Raw genomic sequence first — 18,560 nt, 5'->3', positions numbered from 1 at the left:
AACGCAATCCCTGCGAGCAATTACGTTCGCGCAGAAATTCGAGTGTGAAATGTCGTCAGATCAAACCGTCCTGTCCGCCAGCGGCTTCGTCAACTCCATCGGTGTCAACACGCATGCCGGCTTCGGCTGGACCGACTACAACAATCTCGCGCTGATGGTCGACGACCTGAAATATCTGGGCGTCACCCGTCTGCGTGACGCGATGGGGACGAGCCCAGCTGCGCAGCCCGTCGTCGACGGTCTGGCGGCGGCCGGCTACAAATTCGACTTCCTGGTATCGTCCGCCTTGCCCCAGCTCGGGGCGGCCGGACTTCAAAGCTACATCGTCTCGCTCGAGAAATTCACGACGAGCCATCCCGGCAGCATCAGCGCCATCGAGGGGTTGAACGAAGCCAATCACCAGCCCTTCAGTTACCACGGCAGCTCGAGCCTCAGTGCCGCCGCCCAGTACCAGAGCGCGCTCTATCAGGCGGTGAAGGGAGACGCCGCGCTCGCCAGCATCCCCGTCATCAACCTCTCGCTCGCCTACAACGACCCCCAAGGCTACAGCCAGCTCGGCAACATGTCGGGCTCGGTCGACTTCGTCAACGCGCACGCCTATGTCAGCACCGGCACGACCCCGAATAGCTCGCTTGCTGCAACATTGAGCGCCGTCGCGGCCGCAGCACCGGGAAAACCCGTCGTCATTACGGAAACGGGCTACACCACGCAGGCCAACACCCAATATCTCGGCGTTGACGAGACGGTGCAGGCCAAATCCATCCTGAACACGCTGGTCGACGCCTACAAGACCGGCGTGAGCGCGACCTATCTCTACGAGATGTTCGACCGGGACTCTTCGGCCGCCAATACCAATCCGGAGGCCAATTTCGGCCTGTTCAACTCCGACGGAACACCGAAGCTCGCCGCGACCGCCGTCCACAACCTGACGAGCATCCTCGCCGATGACGGCAAGGGCGGCCACCAGCCGACCGATCCGTTGAACTACTCGCTGAGCAACATACCGGCCTCGGGCAACAGCATGGTGCTCGGCAAGAGCAATGGCGCATATGAACTCGTGGTTTGGGCCGAGCCGAAACTCTGGAACGACGCGACTGATTCCGAGATATCCAATCCGACCGAGACCGTCACCGCAAATCTCGGCGGCGTGCATCATTCCGTCAAGGTTTACGACACTTTGACCGGAACGTCGCCAATAACGACCTATACCGACGTCAGTTCGATCACCATTCCGGTCGGCGATCACCCGCTCATCATCGAGATCGACGCGCCGGAGACCACGACGACTCCGCCGAGCACTGAGGCCAATATCACCGGTACCGGCGCCGAGATCGTGCCGCAGCTCTCTGATCTGAACTCATCGACGTCACTGGAGACGATCACGCTCACCGACACGCACGTCCTGCCGGTCGCATCGAAAGCGACGATGGACTACATGATCTCCCATTACGGAAGTGCGTTGGGCAAGATCCAGGGCGGATATTCGTTCTCGGTGACGAATTCGGCCTCGAACTGGACCAACACCAAGACCTATGATGCCGGCGGGAAGCTCGTCTCGACTGCGAATTCGGGCCTGAACAGCAGCGGCCTACCGATCTCGACCACGATCGTTTACGTGGACGGCTCCAACGACGCGATCGGCTACACCGCCGGTGTAAAGACCACCTCCGTCCATACCGCCACCGACGGAACCAAGACGACCGATACTTACAACACAGCGGGCGCTCTTCTAAACGAGGTCGTGCAGAAGTCGAGCGGCTATTATTCGACTACCATCTATACCAACGGCGTGAAGACCGCCGTCTATGTCAAGAATGCCGATCACACCCAGGACAACTACACCTACGCCATCAAGGGACAGAGCTTCACGAGCCAGGTTCAGCATGTCGATACGGCGGGCAAAGTCACTTCCGTGGTCCGCAGCCATGCGGATGGCTCGCTCGATTCAACGCAGGTCTACAACAGCGACGGCAGCAGCGTGATCACCACCTACAGCGCTACGGGGGTCAAGCTGGTCGAGACCGACTATCATGCCGATCACAGCAAGGACGTCTGGACCTACAACGTCAAGGACCAGAACTATGCGACAGAGCACGACGTCTACGACCCAAGCGGCTTTCTCACCACCCTGACGCGCCTCCACACCGACGGCAGCCTTGCCTTCAAGCTGGTCCAGACGACCGACGGCACCAAGACGACCGATTGGTACAATGCCGCCGGCAGCCTCACCAGTGAGGTCGTACAGAAGGCCAGCGGCTTCAACTCGACGACGCTCTACAGCAACGGCGTCAAGACCAATGCCTATGTCAAGAATGCCGATGGCAGCCAGGACAATTCCGCCTTTGGCGTCACCGGCCAGAGCTACAGCACGCTGATCCAGCACGTCGATCCATCCGGCAAAGTCACGGCCGTGACCCGCAAGCACGCCGACGGCACGCTCGACTATACGCAGGTCATCAACAGCAACGGCAGCAGCGTCGTGACCAACTACGACGCCGCAGGCACGAAGACGAAGGAAACCGACTACAACGCCGATGGCAGCAAAGACCTCTGGCTCCTCAACGTGGCAGGCCAGAGCTACACGACCGAGCACGATATCTACGACGCGACCGGCTTTCTCACCACGTTGGTGCGCACGCATGCCGACGGCAGCCTGGCCTTCAAGCTGGCGCAGACCACCGACGGCACCAAGGTATCGGACTGGTATGACGCCGGCGGCGTCCTCACCAGCGAGGTCCTGCAGAAGACAAGCGGTTACAGCGCAACGACGATTTACACCGACGGAGTAAAGACCGCCGCCTACATCACCAATGCCGACCAGAGCCACGACAATTACAGCTACAACATAACCGGGCAGAGCTACACCACGCAGCACCAACACCTCGACGCCGCCGGCAGGACGACTGAACTTGTCCGCACGCATGCCGACGGATCGCTCGACTATACCCAGGTCGTCAATAGCGACGGCAGCAGCGTGGAGAGCAACTACAACGCCTCCGGCGTCAAGATGACGGAAACCGATTACCACGCCAACGGTTCGAAGGACGTCTTCCAGTTCCACGTCGCGGGGCAGACCTACACGAGCGAGCACGACAGCTACGATTCGACCGGCTTCCTCACCGACATCGTACGCACCCACGCCGACAACAGCCTGGCGTTCACTTTGGCACAGAGCTCAGACGGCACCAAGACTTCGGACTGGTACGACGCCAAGGGCGTCCACACCAGCGAGGTAACGACCAAGGCCGACGGCTACAGCTCCACGACCTCGTACACCAACGGCGTGAAGAGCGCCGCCTACATTACCAACGCCGATGGCACCTCGGACAACTGGGGCTACAACATCGCCGGTCAGTCCTACACCACTCAACATCAGCATCTCGATGCCTCGGGGCATATCGTGGAGGTGACCCGGACCCACGCCGACGGCACTCTGGATTACACTCAGGTCATCAACAACGACGGTAGCAAGCTGACGGACATTTACGACGGCTCTGGTTCCAAGACCCAGGAGACCGCCAACAACGCGGACGGCTCGAAGGATGTCTTCCTGTTCAATTTCAACGGCCAGACCGGAACGACACAGCACGAGCACTACAATAGTGCCAACGCGCTCCAATTCTTCGACGATACCAAGACGGACGGCACGCACAACGTCACCGCCGTCGCCGCGGGACAGACGATCCAGGGCGGAATCGGCAACGACGTGTTCTCGACCGCACCGAGCTCGACAACCGTCGCTTACGATCATGGCCAGGACCAGATCCTCAACTTCCAGTCTGGTGACGCCGCAACTCACGACGTGATCCAGATCTCGAAACTTCTCGCCGCGGATTACAGTCACCTACAGATCACGCAGTCCGACGTAAACGCCCTGGTCACGCTTTCGGCCAGCGACTCCATCCTCCTGAAGAACGTCAATGTCGCCAGCCTGACCAGCCACGACTTCCTGTTCGTCTGAACACGGCGGAACTGTCCACTGGAGCGCATCAATATCCCGGAGCCGGGACCAGCTACGGCAGGTCCCGGTTCCGTTCAATAATTAGGCGAATGCTTGGTCGACAGGCACCGGTCGCGCGATGGCAGCTCTGTCGGCGGCGATAGACGGTCCAGCTCGAAGAATTGAAGCGAGCTAATTGCGGTTGCGCCCCGGCGGCCAACCGACGCAGCGAACTTGCGTCACAATTGATCTCTAGAGAGAGGTAACGCCACGCAAGGAATTCGAAGCTCGATGGAAGCCAATGAAGCAAGACGTTTTGTAGTTCTCGACTTCTATCGCTTCGTCGCGGCCCTTGGCGTCTTCGTTTTCCATCTAAAAACTCTCGACAGCGGTATTGCACCGGCCTGGAACGGTTCTTATGGCCTTTTCGTGGACATGTTCTTCATTCTGTCCGGGTTTGTGATCTCCTATTCTTATCCGTCCGACGCGCGTGGTCTCAAGGCATATTCCCGGTTCATGATCCGCCGCATTGCGCGGATCTATCCGCTGCATTTTCTGACTTTACTGGTGTTCGTATTGCTGATCGGGTTCGGTCTGGACCGATCGGCGAGGTCGACGCCGCTGGACTTCCTGTACAACCTCGTTCTGCTTCAAGCTTGGGGCGTTACCGATCACCTCAGCTTCAACTCGCCATCCTGGTCGATCAGCGCGGAATTCTTCTGCTATCTGGTCTTTCCCCTGCTTATGCTGCTTGCACGCAAGGTCCACCCGCTGGTGTTGGCCGCAATCGTCGCCGCGCTCTATCTGATCCTGGCCCACGGCCATTTGCCGATCTGGCAAGAACGATCGCAGATGTATGGAGCCAATTACGATTACGGGATGCTTCGTGCGTTGCCGAGTTTCCTGAATGGAATCCTGCTCGCTATCCTGTTCAGGTTGTCGCATCCCTATCGGCAAAAGCGGGTCGTCTTCGCCGGCATCGCACTGTTCGGGGTCTCCGTGCTTGTCTTGAACGTCTTCGCCAAGCCCGATCTGGCCATTATTCTGTTTTCCTGCGCCATCCTGCTCACCGCCGTCGGCGAGAGCGCCTTCTCCAAATTTCCAGGCGCCCGCCTCCTCGGACGGCTCGGCAACACATCATACGCGATCTACATGCTGCACGATGCCGTTCTCATTGCCCTGTTCAAGCCGTTATGGGCTTCGCTCGGACTACGTCCGGATCAGTTTGGCCTTTTCGCCTTGGCGTGCTGTGTGGTCCTGACGATCATCGCGGACCGCACCTACGCCTATTTCGAGAACCCGGCTCGGCGCGTCATCAATCGCTGGGCCGATGGCGGGGTCGGGTCGCGTCCCAAGGCGCAACTCGCGACCGAGACGCCTATGCGTTTCGACAAGCCTGAGCAGGCGGTCAATTGACGCCGATGGCGTCAGCGCTCAGGCAACCTTACCGTCGGATTTCGGGCCAATCCGCGTCGAGCCTGCGCCCAGCAGCGGTGCGACATTGACGCGAGACAACTCCATGACTGCCGGCAGCATGCGGCGGACCTGCGCGCCCGTGGTTTTGTAGGCATCAAGGAATCTCAGTAGAAACTTCTCGAGATTGTCTCCGGTGAGAAGCTGCTCCGGTGAGAGCAAGAGCGATTCACTGACGTCGAAATGAGCGAACAGGCCCTGGAACTTGTCCTGATAGGTGATCGCCGCAACGGGGGTTCCCTGCCCGAGAGCCGCGATCGCGAGATGCATGCGGCCGGTGACAACCCCGTCCACCAGACCGACGACGGCCTTGATCTCGCTTGCGGATAGAACCTGGTCGACATGATGAACATGTTCGCCCAGCCTATCGCGCAAACGATCAGCCAGCGGCCGTAGGCAATTGTCGTCGGCGATTTCGGGACGATAGTCGTGCGCGAGCAACAGCCAGCTCGCATTGTTCTCACGCGACACGCGCCCCATTGCGCTCGCCGCAAGTTCGATCATCTGCTCCAACTTCGCCGGCTCAGCCTTCCTGAACAACATCGGGTGGATATTGAATACAAAGACGTTGCGGCCCTGGCTGCGCTGCTCCTCTATTCTGGCGGCAATCTGCTTCACCGCCGCAGTGTCTTCCCGCGGCACCAGCATGAAAGCCGAATCGGCGACAAGGTGCGCACGATTCGAGGCGAACTCTTTGAAGCGTTGAAGAGATAGCGCATCGCGCAGATTCAGGACCACACCCGGATCGAGCAGCCGAAATACCTCACGCAACGCCTTGGCCGGACGGGAGTTGAAGCTGAATCCGAGCACGCTGACCTTGGCGCCGCACGCAGCCATGAGATCAGCAACGAGCAGCATGCGAGCGGCATCCACGGGGGAATAGTAGCCGTCGAGCACATCGGCCCCCAGAACCACCCCGAAATCCGGCTTGGTGAGCGAAAGCTCCTGCGCCACCGTCTCATAGGAAAACGGCTGCCTCCAAAATTCCAGCGGCCTGAAACCCATTGCTCGCACTTCCGCGCTTGCCGCTTTGGTGGCGGTGACAATGTAGACCTCGATGTTCGGATGAGCCCGCTTCATCTCGCCGACGGCCGCCTCGATCATAGCCTCATCACCGCGCGACTGATGAATGCTCCAGGGGTCCGATGGGAGCAGGACGAGCCGGCGCGGGTCGTTGCGCGGCGCAGCGTTCGCGCCAAGACCTTTCCGGGCGATCTGCCACCTGCGCAGCTCGAGCAGATCGACCGCGAATGGCGTATTCTTCGCGCTGTTGAGCCAGCCCCGGAGATGCTTGCGAACAGGTACCGGAATCAATTGTTTCACGACGTCTTCCTCGTCTTCATCAGGCGGTCACACCACGCTTCACGACGAAAGCGATCAGGGCGAACAGCTGCTTCCGCCAAAACAGCAGGATGCTCATCACATAGGTCGCCCCAAAGCACGACGACAGCAGCCCCATCCGCAGGTAGGGGTTCATGTCTGACGTCGCTTCGCGGCACAGCGCAACTGCGCCGTAGGCCAGAACAATTGCGCAAAGGCAGCCTGCTACGGGCCGCAGAAACTGGTCCCAGCTCAGTCCCAGCAACCGGAGCGCCAGCGTGAATGTCACAGGAGTCACCACGAGCTGAGCGATGGCAAAGATCGTCGCCAGCCGCCCTATGTCGTGCGACGGAATCAGAAACATTGCAGGCACAACCGTGCAGAATTTAAGAATGTTCAGCAGGAAGACGTAGTTCGGCTTGCCCATGGCGCCGAAATAGGCGCTGTTGACGAATTGCACGGTCTGAACCGCGCCGATCAGCATCAACGGTCTCATTACCGCTTCGCTGCCGCTCCATTTTGCACCAAATAGCAGCAGTGACAGCTCCGGCGCGATGGCTGCAAGGAGCACAAAGACCGGAGAGCCGATCAGCGCTCCCAAGCTGACGCTGCGCAGATAGGCATCGGCAATACGATCACGCTCATGGGCGATCTTGGACAGCGCGCTCAACGCAACATCCATGACTGCCTGGGTCAGCAATTGCATCAGGATAATGTAAACTCTCGCGCCCACCGTGTAGATGCCGAGCGCCGCGACACCATAGAGCGACAGGATGATCATATCGATCGTACGTACGATGGCGAAATCAAGCAGCCTGTTCGACACGACGTGGATACTGTAACCGGTGAGCTCGCGAAAGCTCTTCAGGTTGCGGCCGCGCATGGGCAGCCATCGTGGCTGGCTCCAGAGCCACAGGCCGCTGACCGCGCTCTGAACGACCACCTGGATGACGAGGCTGAGCGCACCAAATCCAGCATAGGCGCAAGCGATTCCCACCACGCCGGAGATGGCGGTCGCTACCATGGTCCTCACCGCAAGCACGCGAAAGTCCATTTGTCGCTTGTAGAGCGCCTCCTGAAACAAGGTCGCGGTGCCAATCGGAAGCGAGAGGCTCGCGGCGGCCAATAGTGGCGCCAGCCCCTTCACGTCGAGCCAATGTTCGATATGCGTCGCCAGCAGCGCGATCAGGACCGCAAGGACCGACGATGCCGCCAACGAGCAGAAAAATGGCAGAGTCACGTCTTCGGGCTCCAGCGTACGGCGCTGGATCAACGCGTCACCAAAGCCGAATTCAGAGAGGGAGCTCAGGAGCAGCAGGATGAAGGCAACCAGCGCAGCGAGACCGAAATCAGTGGGATCGAGCAGCCGCGCCAATATCAGGAACAGAACAAACGACAGCGCACGGCCGCCCCAATTCTGGGCCAGCGACCACAACAACGCGACCACAACCTGCTGTTGTTTTCCTGGAGTGCCGTTCATCAACAAATCGACCCAATTCCAACAGATCCAGTCACAATCGCCCGCTAGAAAGCGAGGCAAGCGATGACCGCGCGTGCAGCTGTCTCAGTCACGATGACGGCCGCAATCGTGCGACAGTATGACGACCTCATGGCAATCAGATGAGCGCCATTGATCAGCCGATTTAGCGTGGAAGTGAGTTCAAATCGTGGACTACACTCCAGTCGGTCTCAACGATGTGATGCAAAATGGATGCCTCGATGAATACGTCCGCCACGCCTTCCAGGCACAACTCCAGGCGCTTGCGCGTAGCAATCTACGCACCGCATTTTGCAGAATATTCCTACCGGCTCGCATCAGGATTGGCCCGCCATTGCGACGTTCGCCTCGTCCTCAACCGCAAGGATGCAAACCAGCAATGGGAACTGGCCGACATCGCCGTGGCGAAAACCTTTGATACCCGGGTCCGCGATCTAAGCCTGCGCCGCGGCGGCGCGATCGGCATCCCGGCCTCCTTCCTCGACATAATATCCTTTCGTCCAGACGTGATTCATTGTCACGAAGTTCCGGAGATCTATACGTCCAGGCTGGTCCAGCTGCTGCGGCCGCTTGGAATTCCGCTGGCGCTAACTGTTCATGACGCCATTCCGCACTCGGAAGGCGGCTCCGGCACCTCTCCACGAGAGGATGGTTGGCGCGGACGCATGCGCTCGTCCGCGTCGCTCATTACGACGCATGGTGAGAGCTGTATCGGCGATTTTCGCCGCGCCTCACCTCACTTCAAGGGCAAAGTCATCTCCAGTATGCACGGCGTGCTCATGGTTCCGCCGACGCAAACCGCGGTCACTGAGCCGGAATCCGGACGCATCCTGTTTTTTGGAAGAATGTGGGCTTACAAGGGCCTCGACGTCTTCATCGATGCGATCGACCTGTTGGCACGACGCGGGGTCGCGCACGAAGCGATCGTCGCTGGTCGCGGTCCCGAGATGACGCGGCTCGGCGGGCGGATGGAAGCGATGCCGACAGTCAAGGCGATCAACGCCTACATCTCCCCCAAGGAGACGGGACGGCTTTTCCAATCCGCGACCGTGGTCGCCCTGCCCTACAAGGATGCCTCGCAAAGCGGCGTACTTGCATCCGCCTACGGCAACTCCCGCCCCGTCGTCGCCAGCGCCACTGGAGGCATTCCCGACGTCGTGACGGACGGCGTGAACGGGCTTCTGGTCCCCCCCGGCGATGCTGCCGCGCTGGCCGATGCCCTGGAACGGGTGCTGACGTCGAAGCCACTCGCCGCAGCATTGAGCGACGGTGCGCGGGAGACGGCAATTGGTCTGTTGAACTGGGATCGCATTGCCGATGGACTGTTGCCATCATATGACAAGCTCGCGGGCCGTACCGTGAGCTGATCGTGACAGACATCGCGAACTTCTAGACGGATTGTTCCATCTTGCTCAACGGCCGAAACAACGTTGTGCGAACCGCGCCGTCCAGCAGACGCCTGAGCCTTACCTCGATCAGTTCGTAGCTGATCGCGCTTGCAACCAGCGACGTCAACGAGCCGATCAGGATGAATGCCGCCCATAGCAGCCAACGATCGACGCCGACCGCGACGAGCTTCAGCCCGATCACCTGCAGCGGAAACAGCACAAAAGGATGCACGAGATAGAGGCTGTAACTTATCTTGCCCACATATTGCAGGGCCGGCGTGCTGAGAGCCCGGGCCAGGCCTGAGTCAGGGGACAGCACCATGCCGAACAGCAGGACACCGGGAACCAGTCCCACGAACGGATGAAACAGCACCAGGCTCGCATACATGGCGACCCCGCAAGCCAGGCCGGCTATCAGACCGAGAGGTCCCGGAATGGAGATACGCCAACCCGTGGCGCTGAACAGCATCCCGATGCAGAAGAACGCCGTAATCGGCCAATGCATGAGGCAGGCGACCCCCAGCAAGATCAAGGGCGTCGCGAGCATCCTGCCTCCGATGCGCAACATCGAAAATGTCAGCGCGAACCAGATGTAGAACGCCCACTCGTAGGTCAATGTCCAGGCGTTCTGCTGAGCGATGGGCAAGCCAAGCGCGTCCTGCACGAAGAACAGATTCGCGGCGAAGATTCCGAGATAGCTGGTCAGGTCGATTCCGCGGAAGAACTTGTAGCCGACAACCGGGCCGACCGCGAACAACGCAAGATGCAGGACGACGAATACCGGCATGATGCGCAGGATACGGTCGAAGAAGAACCGCGGCAGCGAGCCGTGCCGCACCAGACTCGCCGGGATCAAGAAGCCGCTGATCATGAAGAACAGTTCGACACCATGCCCGCCGACATTGATCACCGATTGCAGCCAGAGCCAGAGCGGCGGCAGGAAGCCGGGATCCGGAATGTCGTACATGCCCCCCTTCGGCATGTCGTAGAAATGATCCATCAGCACGCTCAGGGCCGCAATGCCCCGCAGCCCCTGGACGGACGGAACGAACGATCCGTCGTGTCTTGGGCTCGCCTGGTGCGCAGCTCCCGTCACTCCGCGGCACCCTGCGTGCTGAGAGCAGGATCGAGAACGACCGGCTTCCTGCGCGCCGAGCGGAACCTCTGCCCGAAGGAAATGCTGGGCTTCTCGACGAAGGTATATGTCATCCAGCTGACCAGGATCGACAGCATCAAGATCATGACGGCGAAGGCCGACCATCCCAACGGTCCATCGCCGACCCAGGCGAGGCGATGGATCCAGACGATCACGAATGGCGACATCAAGTAGACGGAATAGCTGATCGTGCCGACGAACGCCATCGCGCGCCAAGCCATCCTCTCACCGAACGCAGCAAACGCGATGAAGACGAGCGCCGCGCAGACATAGGCCGATCCGATCGAATAGCTGTAGAAGAAGTTCTCCTGATAGACGCCGCCGAACCGCCTGTCGGACAACGTGATGGCGAAGATCGCGTAGAGCGCCGTACAAGCGCCCACGTGCGACCAACGCAGCTTTCCGCCGATGACCGTGTCGCGGACGACCTTACCGAGGAACATCGCCGAAAGGTTCAGTCCGACCTCCATCAGAGACGAAACCGTCCTACTCTCGATCAGAAGCGCCGCGGCCGTCCCAATCAGCGCGGCAGCAATGACAATCCCAACCGCGGTCAGGGGGCGGTTCAGCAATCCCATCGCAAAGAGAATGGTGCACCCGACATAGAACAGCAGCTCGATCGCCAGCGTCCAATAAAAGACCCAGAGGTTCGGGATGTTCACGAAGGTCTGCAGCATCGTCACGTTCGCGACGATCTGCGACAGCGGATAGGCTTTGGACTCCAGTACCAGCATCGTGGCGAGCCCGATCAGCATCGAGGTCCAGTAGGCCGGATAGAGCCGGAAAAAGCGACTGATCGTAAAATCCCGTACGGGGGTCGCGCTATTCGGAAAGCTGAACGGAATGACGAAGCCGCTGACGAAGAAGAACAGCACGACACCGAACCGGCCGAAGTTCATGTAATAGCCGATCGCGTCGTGGAAGACCCAGTAGTAGGCGCCCGTCGGGTGCTTCTGGACGATCACCTCGAGCACGTGCTGGAACAGAACCGCCAACACGGCGATGCCGCGCAGCGTATCGATGAATGCGAGCCGTTTATGCATTGTTCGTTCTCACCTGCTTCTGCCCGCTACCGTCCTCGGCACGTCTATGCCGAGACCGTCCAGCGAGCGTATCGGCCGCGGCACCTCCATCGGGACGGCATCAACTGCCCGCGCGGATGTCGCGCGACGGGAGAATACTTCACTGAAGCTCAAGGCGATGATCAGGAGGCCCGATGCCGGACCGTAGTTCAAGACGGTGATCGTGAACAAATTGACGACGAAGATGAGCGTCAGCTTGTATACGTCGGTCGCCCCGAAGTTCGCACGGAACACCATCACCATGAATGCAACGAACGGGAGCCCGAACATCAGGTATGTCCCGATGTAGAAGTTGTCGACGGGCACCCAGTACGCCGCGAGCGGCGAGAACAGCTTCTGCGGATAGTTGAAGCAACCCGCGCCACAGCCCGTTACCAGACCGATCGGCATCAGTTGGCTCATATAGACGAACGGCAACTGCCAGCTGTTGTTGATCCGGTCGAGAATGCTGAACATGGTCGAGTGCGGCACTGCCGCGGTTCCCGATGCGATCACGATCATGAAGAACGGGACCAGAATCGCAGCAAACGACCACAACGCGATGGCCCGGATCGCGGGGAAGCGCGACTTCTCCGGCATCATTCGCACGATCACCAGCAGCACCAGGTACAGCACAAGGACGATCATGGTCGTCTTGCTGGTGGTCAGGCGAATGACGTAAACCGCAAGGGAGCCGTACAGAAGGCACCACATCGTGCTCTTGCGAATTGACGTGATCGCAAACGACACCAGGATGAAGAAGGCGGCCATGGTATTGTCGGCGGCAAAGCCCATAAGGCGCTGATCGTCGCCGCCGTAGGCCCACCACAGCCGGCCCGCCTCGCGTACCGCGCCGAAAGACTCATATTTGTAGCCGACCCAGGGCATGACGTAGAATTTGGTCAGCAGCACGCCGATCACGGAGAGATAGAAGGTCGCGGCGATCACCGACAGCAGTTTTCGGTAGGAACCGAGGCTTGAATCGCAGAAGCAGAATCCGACAAACACGGGAAGCATCATCTTGAATGATGAGATCGCTGCGGTGGCGGTGCCCATCATGAAGTAGCCGAGAACCAGCGACAGCATGATTTGCGCGAACACCAGGAGGGCCAGGGTGCTGCGATTGCGCAGAATGCAATGGACGAAGAACTGGACCAGACACAGCAGCGCAACGGCGTCGGGCAGATACCAGAGCGTGTCGAGGTGAAGGATGCTGGTGTAGTAGCGTATCACGCCGCCGAAGGCATCCCGGACCAGATAGACCCCGAGCGCGATCGCCTCGATGTTGAGGCTGATCAGCGTGATTCGCGGGCGCGGGAGCGCGAGGGCGGTCATGCTGGCCTCAGTTCGTCAACCGCGCCGATGGCGCAGGAGATGCCGAGAAATCGGGCCGGCTTCCAAGAGCGTTCCGAAGCAGCTTGCCGCCGAGGACTTCGATGTAGAGATAGCTGAAGTGAGAAACCACCAGCACCGCTGCCAGTGAGACCACGAGATTCAGCGTGGCCGGCAGTCCCGCCCAAATCGAATCGAGTGCAGCGATCGGCCGCGGCCCGAGCGCCCGTACGAAGTACTCCGCGAACAGCACCACGAGCGCATGCACCATATAGATTGAGTAGGACCGGCGTCCGAGCCAGACCAACGGCCTTGCCACCAAGATCCGCGGCACCAGCAGCGCATCTGGAAAAGCCAACAAACTGCCGAGGAAGATCGCGAAAGTCAGTGGCGCAAGGAAGGTAATCGCCGGATTGGTCTCCGCAAGCGACACCAGCGCGATACTGGCAATCATGGCAACCAATTGCAGCAGGCCCTGCAGGGCCGGACCCGGCTTGCGCGGCAAGCAATGGACGACCTTCACCGTCAGCACGCCCAGGAAGAAGCTCACGAAACAGCGCAGGATGCCAAAGTCGGTCTGAAGCCCGAGGCTCCTCTTGTCGAGCACGAACACGATGAAAAGGAAGCTTCCGACCACCAGCAATCCGCAAAGGACGTAGAACCATAACAGCGAACGCATCCGCTGGGCGAGCAGGACGATCAGGCCGAACACCAGGTAAGTATAGAATTCGACGCTGATGCTCCAGCTCGGCGCGTTCCAGCTGAGATAGTCGATGAACCCCATCGAATGCAGAAGAAAGACGTTGAGCACGAAGGAATAGGCATTGTTCACCTCGAAGGCTGCGGGAGCTGCAACCACGACGCCGGCTGTGACCAAGCCGATACGCAGGAGGCGGAACAGGAGATTTGCGATCAGCATGACGATGTGCAGCGGATAGACCCGCGCCAGACGCCGCACCATGAACTCGCGCAACGAGAAGCGGCCGAAGTCGCCGTCGACATAACCCAGCGACATCACGATGCCGCTGAGAACAAAGAACAAGTCGACCAATAGCCACGCACTTCTGAAGAATGAGCAGTTGATCCATGCATTGTGTGGGAATGCCGCCAGAAAAGTCGGCATCAGCAGAAGATGGTGGATCACCACAGATGTCGCGGCAACACCCCGGATGCTGTCAAGCGGAAGGACATGCGCTTTCTCACGATGAACCGGCTCCGTCACATCGACATTCCGTAGCTATTGCACTGCAGCAGTCTGTATCAGGTCTTTGCGTGCTTTCAATCTTCACGATTGGAGAATCGCATGTGGCGCATGACGACCAGCGATAAACTCATTGCTCGCTCTCATTCGGACATGCGCGCGACAAGTTTGCGCCGTTTTTGTTTTCGCGAGCGCCACGACGAGCTGCCGAATGTTCGCGAGCGTTTGCGAACAAAGTATGCGCGAAATCCGGCCATGTTGCGATTACCGCTTTATTAAAGGCGTTTCTCATTCGTTCAGGAATATCTTTGGAACAAAATGCGTGTGTCGGTTTTGCGACTACGTCTCGTGGCGCCTCGAAAATCTTCAAACTGCAACATTCGTGGGCGGCAACGTGCTGATCGCGCAGGCATTGAAAATCCCGCTGCAACCGACGAGGGACAGTCGGTGCATTCACAATCGGCGGCAGATTCAACTGAATGAAACCAGGGCCTTTTGCATCGCACAAAAATTGACACAGTTGGCTGTCACTGCTCGCTGGTACTTGTTTTGCAGCAACGACGAAGGGACACGGATGAGCTGCGGATTGACACGTCGCCGTGCGAAGCCGCGACGGCTACTGATCATATTGACGGGGTGTGCCCTGATCGCATCGAGCGTTGGTCCTTCCCAAGCTCAATGCGTCGAATTCGCGGATCGCGCCTCGCAAGTCGAGCTCGACGCCTTCGTAAAATCTCCTTCTTCGCTTCTGGAGCGGCTGCGCAACGATAAAGAGAAGCTGAGGTCCCGGCTTTCCACATATATCGCGACCAATCCCTCGGTATTGCCGTCAGTGCAGACGCTGATTTCCGCGGCGGCTTCCCCCGATCGCTCGGCGATCGGCGCAGCGCTGCGGGTCGCAGAAGCGCGATGCACGTCTACGAAGCCGGATGCTGCGCGCAAGATCAAGGATTTCACGCAACGGGTCGGGGATCTCGCCGTGCAAGCAGGCTATTCCGCTGCGGGGGAAGATGCATCCAGCGCGCCATTGCAGCCGAGAGACAATGGACCGGCCCTTCCGACTCGGGGCGGAGCTCTCTTGGACGGCGAGTGGAAGACCAAACTGGCCAACCCGTTCAAACCTGTTCCCATCCCAAATTGATCAGTGACCGTTAAGGCAGCGAATTTGCAAATGTATCAGCCCAGAGAACACTTCCGATCGGGACACCGATTCGGCATCGAGTTTGGCGGCGCGGTCCTCAGCTTCGACCGCGTGACCGACGTCCTCCGTCGGCAATGGCCCCTCATCGCTGCGACAGTTGGCGCAGCGCTGGCTCTGGTGATCGTCTACCTGATCCTGGCGAAGCCGATGTATACGGCGAACGCCCGCATCATGATGGATACCCGACAAACCCAGGTTCTGGACAAGGACAGCGGCACCAACAGCGCTTTGATCGACACGGGCTTTGTCGACAGCCAGGTCGAAGTTATAAACTCTGACGACCTCATCCTTTCCATCGTTCGCCGCCTGCGGCTAACGGAGGATCCGGAGTTCAACGGCTCCAATCCGGGACTTCTCACCACCGTTATCGGCAAGGTCATGGCTGTATTCGAATCCCGCGAACCGCCCTCGCAGGAGCGGATCGAACACGCCGTGGTCGAATCGATTCAAAAGGGTCTCAGAGTCGAGCGCGTCCTGACCACATACGTCTTGTCGCTCAGTTATCGCGCGCACAACCCGGACAAAGCGGTCAAGGTCGTAAATGCTATCGCCGATGCCTATATCGTGGGCGCACTCGAAGCCAAATACCAGTCCACCAAGCGGGCGACCGAATGGCTCCAGCAGCGGAGCGTCGAGCTTAGCGAGCAGGCGACGGCCAGCGACCGCGCGGTGCAAACCTTCAAGGCGGAGCATAACATTGTCGGGACCAGCCGCGGACTCATGTCCGAGCAGCAGTTGTCGGATCTGAATACACAGCTGGTTCAGGCTCGAGCGGCAACGGCCGAGGCCAAGGCCCGCCTCGACCGGATCGAAGCGGTTTCAGATCAGGACCTCGCCCAGCCGACCGTGACGGACGCCCTCAACAACTCGGTGATTACACGCCTGCGCGCCCAGTATCTCGACCTCGCGGCCCAATATGCCGATTGGTCAAGACGCTACGGCAAGACCCATCTTGCGGCGGTCAATTTGGCCAACAAGATGGAAGAGCTGCGCAAGAATATCGCGGATGAACTTCATCGGATCGGAGACGCCTATCGCAGCGATTATGAGATCGCAAAAAGCCGAGAGTCGTCTCTTGACAAGAACGTGAAAGAGCTCGTCGCCCAAGCCGGTCACACCGGCCAGGCGGAGGTCAAGCTACGCGACCTCGAAAGCGCGGCGGATACCTATCGCAATCTCTACAATAACTTCCTCGAGAAGTTGCAAAGCGCCACTCAAAATCAGAGCTTCCCGATCAGCGAGGCGCGCCTGATCAGTACCGCGACGAAGCCCGATCGCAAGAGTTCTCCGCGAACGCTCTTGGCACTGGTGGGGGGCCTGGTAGGTGGCCTCTGCCTCGGCTTCGGGGTCGCGTTTGCCCGCGAGTTGCTCAATGATGTCTTGCGCACCCCCGCAGAGGTCGAGGACGAGCTCGGCGTGAAATGCCTTGGCGTCCTGCCGGATATTCGGCCCACAACAAAGACACGTGGATTGCTTTCGACATCCGCGAAGACCGACGTTGCGGGGCTGTCCCGCTACGTCGTCGATCATCCTTTCTCCCGGTTTGCCGAAACGTTGCGCAATATCAAAGTTTCGATCGACGTTGCGCGCCTGACCAAAGAGATCAAGGTCATCGGCATTGTATCGTCGCTGCCAAAGGAAGGAAAAACGACAGTCGCGGCCAATTTCGCTCAGTTGATTGCCATGACGGGGCACCGCACCATCCTGATCGACGGCGACTTGCATACGCGCTCACTCACGCGCGAGCTTGCACCTAACGCCAACAGCGGATTGGTCGAAGCCCTCAATGATCCGACCGCCTTCGGTTATCATGTGCAACGAAGCAAGGAGACGGGCCTCGATTTCCTGCCCTCCATCGTTGCTACTCGCATGGTCAATTCGGCCGACGTCATAGCGTCGAGGGCGATGGCCGACCTGCTTACGGTGCTGCGGGAACAGTACGAGTATATCATCATCGATCTCGCCCCGGTGATGCCGGTGGCGGACTCCAAGGCGTTCAGCGTCCTGATCGATGCAATGGTCTATGTGATCGAATGGGGAGCGACCACGCGGACTGCGCTTCAGGAATCGGTTTCGGGATCGGAGATCCTTCAGAAAAAGCTGCTGGGTGCCGTTCTCAATCGCGCCAACCCGAAGATGCTCGGGCGTATCGAGGCGTACAAGGGTAAGCACCGCAACAGCTATTACGTCGAGCCTGCCTGACGCGAGGGGTCGCGGTCAGCGATCGCGCCCCTCCGGAGACGGTCATCCCACCACGAGTTCCCCGACAGACGCGCTCGCCGGCCGGCTGCTGTTGCGATCCCCCGTTCCTCTCGGCCGAGCCACAGCGTCGCTCCAGGGTTAACCCGTGTTCAAGGCGCCGAATTGTTTAGCGGGCTCGATTCGGGCTTCGGAGTTCCCAGAAGCCGCGGGGACCAACCCGCAAAGGGGATGCGGACCGCGGATCGATCTGCCCACCCACCTGATCGCCTGATCTCCGTATTCATCCGGAATCCACAAATTGCGATCTCTGCCGTAGCCCAAGGTATGCCATAGCCCAAGGCATGGGTTGACGAGGGTGATTACGGCGACAAGATAGAACCGTGTCGTCGCCAGCTTCTCCTTGACGAAGCTTGGACCTGCCAGCCTTTTGGGCACCTTTTCTTCCGAGTTCCCTGGGGCTAATGTGAACTCATACTCTTTAGTTCTTTTTAGGTAGGTTCTGATGGTGATCGTGCTCATCGTCTTGAGCGTCTGGGTATTGCTCAACATCCTCTTCGTATTGATCGTGGTTCCCCCGCGCAGGCCGCGGCGCCAGCCGGCGACCACTCTCGCCCCTGCCCCGCTCGACCCAAATCGGCGCGAACTCGAGCAAGACGAGCCCTTCTCACTTCGCCACGTCGTCGCCTCGGTGGCAATGGGGGCGTTCTTTGTTCTGGTGCCGCCGCTGCTCGCGTTGCGCGATGCAGTCGTCCGCCTTTTCAGGAAAACGCCAGGAAGCGGAAGCTAGG

The 18,560-nt window shown here is 59.4% G+C and carries 12 protein-coding genes; 6 read left to right on the top strand and 6 right to left on the bottom strand.

What is annotated here, in order from left to right:
• Window positions 1-49 precede the first annotated feature (49 nt).
• Together ABIB06_RS01455 and ABIB06_RS01450 are read left to right on the top strand one after the other, a co-directional pair.
• On the top strand, window positions 50-3,961 hold the full coding sequence (locus ABIB06_RS01455; RefSeq protein ID WP_354045659.1) for an RHS repeat protein: 3,912 nt from the start codon (window positions 50-52) through the stop codon (window positions 3,959-3,961).
• A 270-nt stretch (window positions 3,962-4,231) separates the two neighbouring features.
• Window positions 4,232-5,356: an acyltransferase family protein gene (locus ABIB06_RS01450; protein ID WP_354045658.1), complete on the top strand. Its 1,125-nt coding sequence runs from the start codon at window positions 4,232-4,234 to the stop codon at window positions 5,354-5,356.
• A gap of 18 nt (window positions 5,357-5,374) precedes the next feature.
• Here ABIB06_RS01450 and ABIB06_RS01445 read toward each other — a convergent pair whose 3' ends face one another.
• Window positions 5,375-6,736, bottom strand: coding sequence for a polysaccharide pyruvyl transferase family protein (locus tag ABIB06_RS01445; RefSeq protein WP_354045656.1), 1,362 nt, complete (start codon window positions 6,734-6,736; stop codon window positions 5,375-5,377).
• 19 nt (window positions 6,737-6,755) lie between these two features.
• Entirely contained in the window at window positions 6,756-8,213 is a 1,458-nt protein-coding gene (locus ABIB06_RS01440; RefSeq protein WP_354045655.1) for a lipopolysaccharide biosynthesis protein, read from the bottom strand.
• Window positions 8,214-8,440: 227 nt separating this feature from the next.
• Here ABIB06_RS01440 and ABIB06_RS01435 point away from each other — a divergent pair, with 227 nt between their 5' ends.
• Entirely contained in the window at window positions 8,441-9,598 is a 1,158-nt protein-coding gene (locus ABIB06_RS01435; RefSeq protein ID WP_354068498.1) for a glycosyltransferase family 4 protein, read from the top strand.
• A 22-nt stretch (window positions 9,599-9,620) separates the two neighbouring features.
• On the opposite strand, the gene ABIB06_RS01430 is transcribed toward ABIB06_RS01435, so the two are convergent.
• Genes ABIB06_RS01430 through ABIB06_RS01415 form a run of 4 tightly spaced genes read right to left on the bottom strand, consistent with a single transcriptional unit; the run spans window position 9,621 to window position 14,390 of the window.
• Complete coding sequence (locus tag ABIB06_RS01430) at window positions 9,621-10,715, bottom strand: acyltransferase family protein (RefSeq protein ID WP_354045652.1); 1,095 nt, start codon at window positions 10,713-10,715, stop codon at window positions 9,621-9,623.
• Window positions 10,712-11,818, bottom strand: coding sequence for an acyltransferase family protein (locus ABIB06_RS01425; RefSeq protein WP_354045650.1), 1,107 nt, complete (start codon window positions 11,816-11,818; stop codon window positions 10,712-10,714). Before ABIB06_RS01425 ends, ABIB06_RS01430 begins: the two co-directional genes overlap by 4 nt.
• A gap of 9 nt (window positions 11,819-11,827) precedes the next feature.
• Window positions 11,828-13,171 carry a hypothetical protein gene (locus ABIB06_RS01420; protein WP_354045648.1) on the bottom strand — a complete coding sequence of 448 codons (1,344 nt, stop codon included), beginning with the start codon at window positions 13,169-13,171 and terminating at the stop codon, window positions 11,828-11,830.
• 7 nt (window positions 13,172-13,178) lie between these two features.
• Window positions 13,179-14,390, bottom strand: coding sequence for an acyltransferase family protein (locus tag ABIB06_RS01415; protein WP_354045647.1), 1,212 nt, complete (start codon window positions 14,388-14,390; stop codon window positions 13,179-13,181).
• Window positions 14,391-14,580: 190 nt separating this feature from the next.
• Between ABIB06_RS01415 and ABIB06_RS01410 the strand changes: the two genes are divergently transcribed.
• The 3 genes from ABIB06_RS01410 to ABIB06_RS01400 all read left to right on the top strand — a co-directional run bounded on the left by ABIB06_RS01410 (window position 14,581) and on the right by ABIB06_RS01400 (window position 18,559).
• Window positions 14,581-15,510: a hypothetical protein gene (locus ABIB06_RS01410; RefSeq protein ID WP_354045645.1), complete on the top strand. Its 930-nt coding sequence runs from the start codon at window positions 14,581-14,583 to the stop codon at window positions 15,508-15,510.
• 30 nt (window positions 15,511-15,540) lie between these two features.
• Entirely contained in the window at window positions 15,541-17,772 is a 2,232-nt protein-coding gene (locus ABIB06_RS01405; protein WP_247448012.1) for a GNVR domain-containing protein, read from the top strand.
• A gap of 502 nt (window positions 17,773-18,274) precedes the next feature.
• Entirely contained in the window at window positions 18,275-18,559 is a 285-nt protein-coding gene (locus ABIB06_RS01400; protein ID WP_247448010.1) for a hypothetical protein, read from the top strand.
• Window position 18,560 lies beyond the last annotated feature (1 nt).

Origin of the sequence: Bradyrhizobium sp. LB8.2 (assembly GCF_040548035.1) — a bacterium.
Classification (GTDB): Bacteria; Pseudomonadota; Alphaproteobacteria; order Rhizobiales; family Xanthobacteraceae; genus Bradyrhizobium.
Note: the sequence above shows the minus strand (reverse complement) of the source record. Positions and strands in the feature narration are given on the sequence as shown.

Excerpts from the sequence above, each read along its gene's own strand:
- ABIB06_RS01455 (WP_354045659.1), top strand. The coding sequence starts at position 50 with ATGTCGTCAGATCAAACCGTCCTGTCCGCCAGCGGCTTCGTCAACTCC.
- ABIB06_RS01450 (WP_354045658.1), top strand. The coding sequence starts at position 4,232 with ATGGAAGCCAATGAAGCAAGACGTTTTGTAGTTCTCGACTTCTATCGC.
- ABIB06_RS01440 (WP_354045655.1), bottom strand. The coding sequence starts at position 8,213 with ATGAACGGCACTCCAGGAAAACAACAGCAGGTTGTGGTCGCGTTGTTG.
- ABIB06_RS01435 (WP_354068498.1), top strand. The coding sequence starts at position 8,441 with ATGGATGCCTCGATGAATACGTCCGCCACGCCTTCCAGGCACAACTCC.
- ABIB06_RS01425 (WP_354045650.1), bottom strand. The coding sequence starts at position 11,818 with ATGCATAAACGGCTCGCATTCATCGATACGCTGCGCGGCATCGCCGTG.
- ABIB06_RS01420 (WP_354045648.1), bottom strand. The coding sequence starts at position 13,171 with ATGACCGCCCTCGCGCTCCCGCGCCCGCGAATCACGCTGATCAGCCTC.
- ABIB06_RS01410 (WP_354045645.1), top strand. The coding sequence starts at position 14,581 with ATGTTCGCGAGCGTTTGCGAACAAAGTATGCGCGAAATCCGGCCATGT.
- ABIB06_RS01405 (WP_247448012.1), top strand. The coding sequence starts at position 15,541 with ATGTATCAGCCCAGAGAACACTTCCGATCGGGACACCGATTCGGCATC.
- ABIB06_RS01400 (WP_247448010.1), top strand. The coding sequence starts at position 18,275 with ATGGTGATCGTGCTCATCGTCTTGAGCGTCTGGGTATTGCTCAACATC.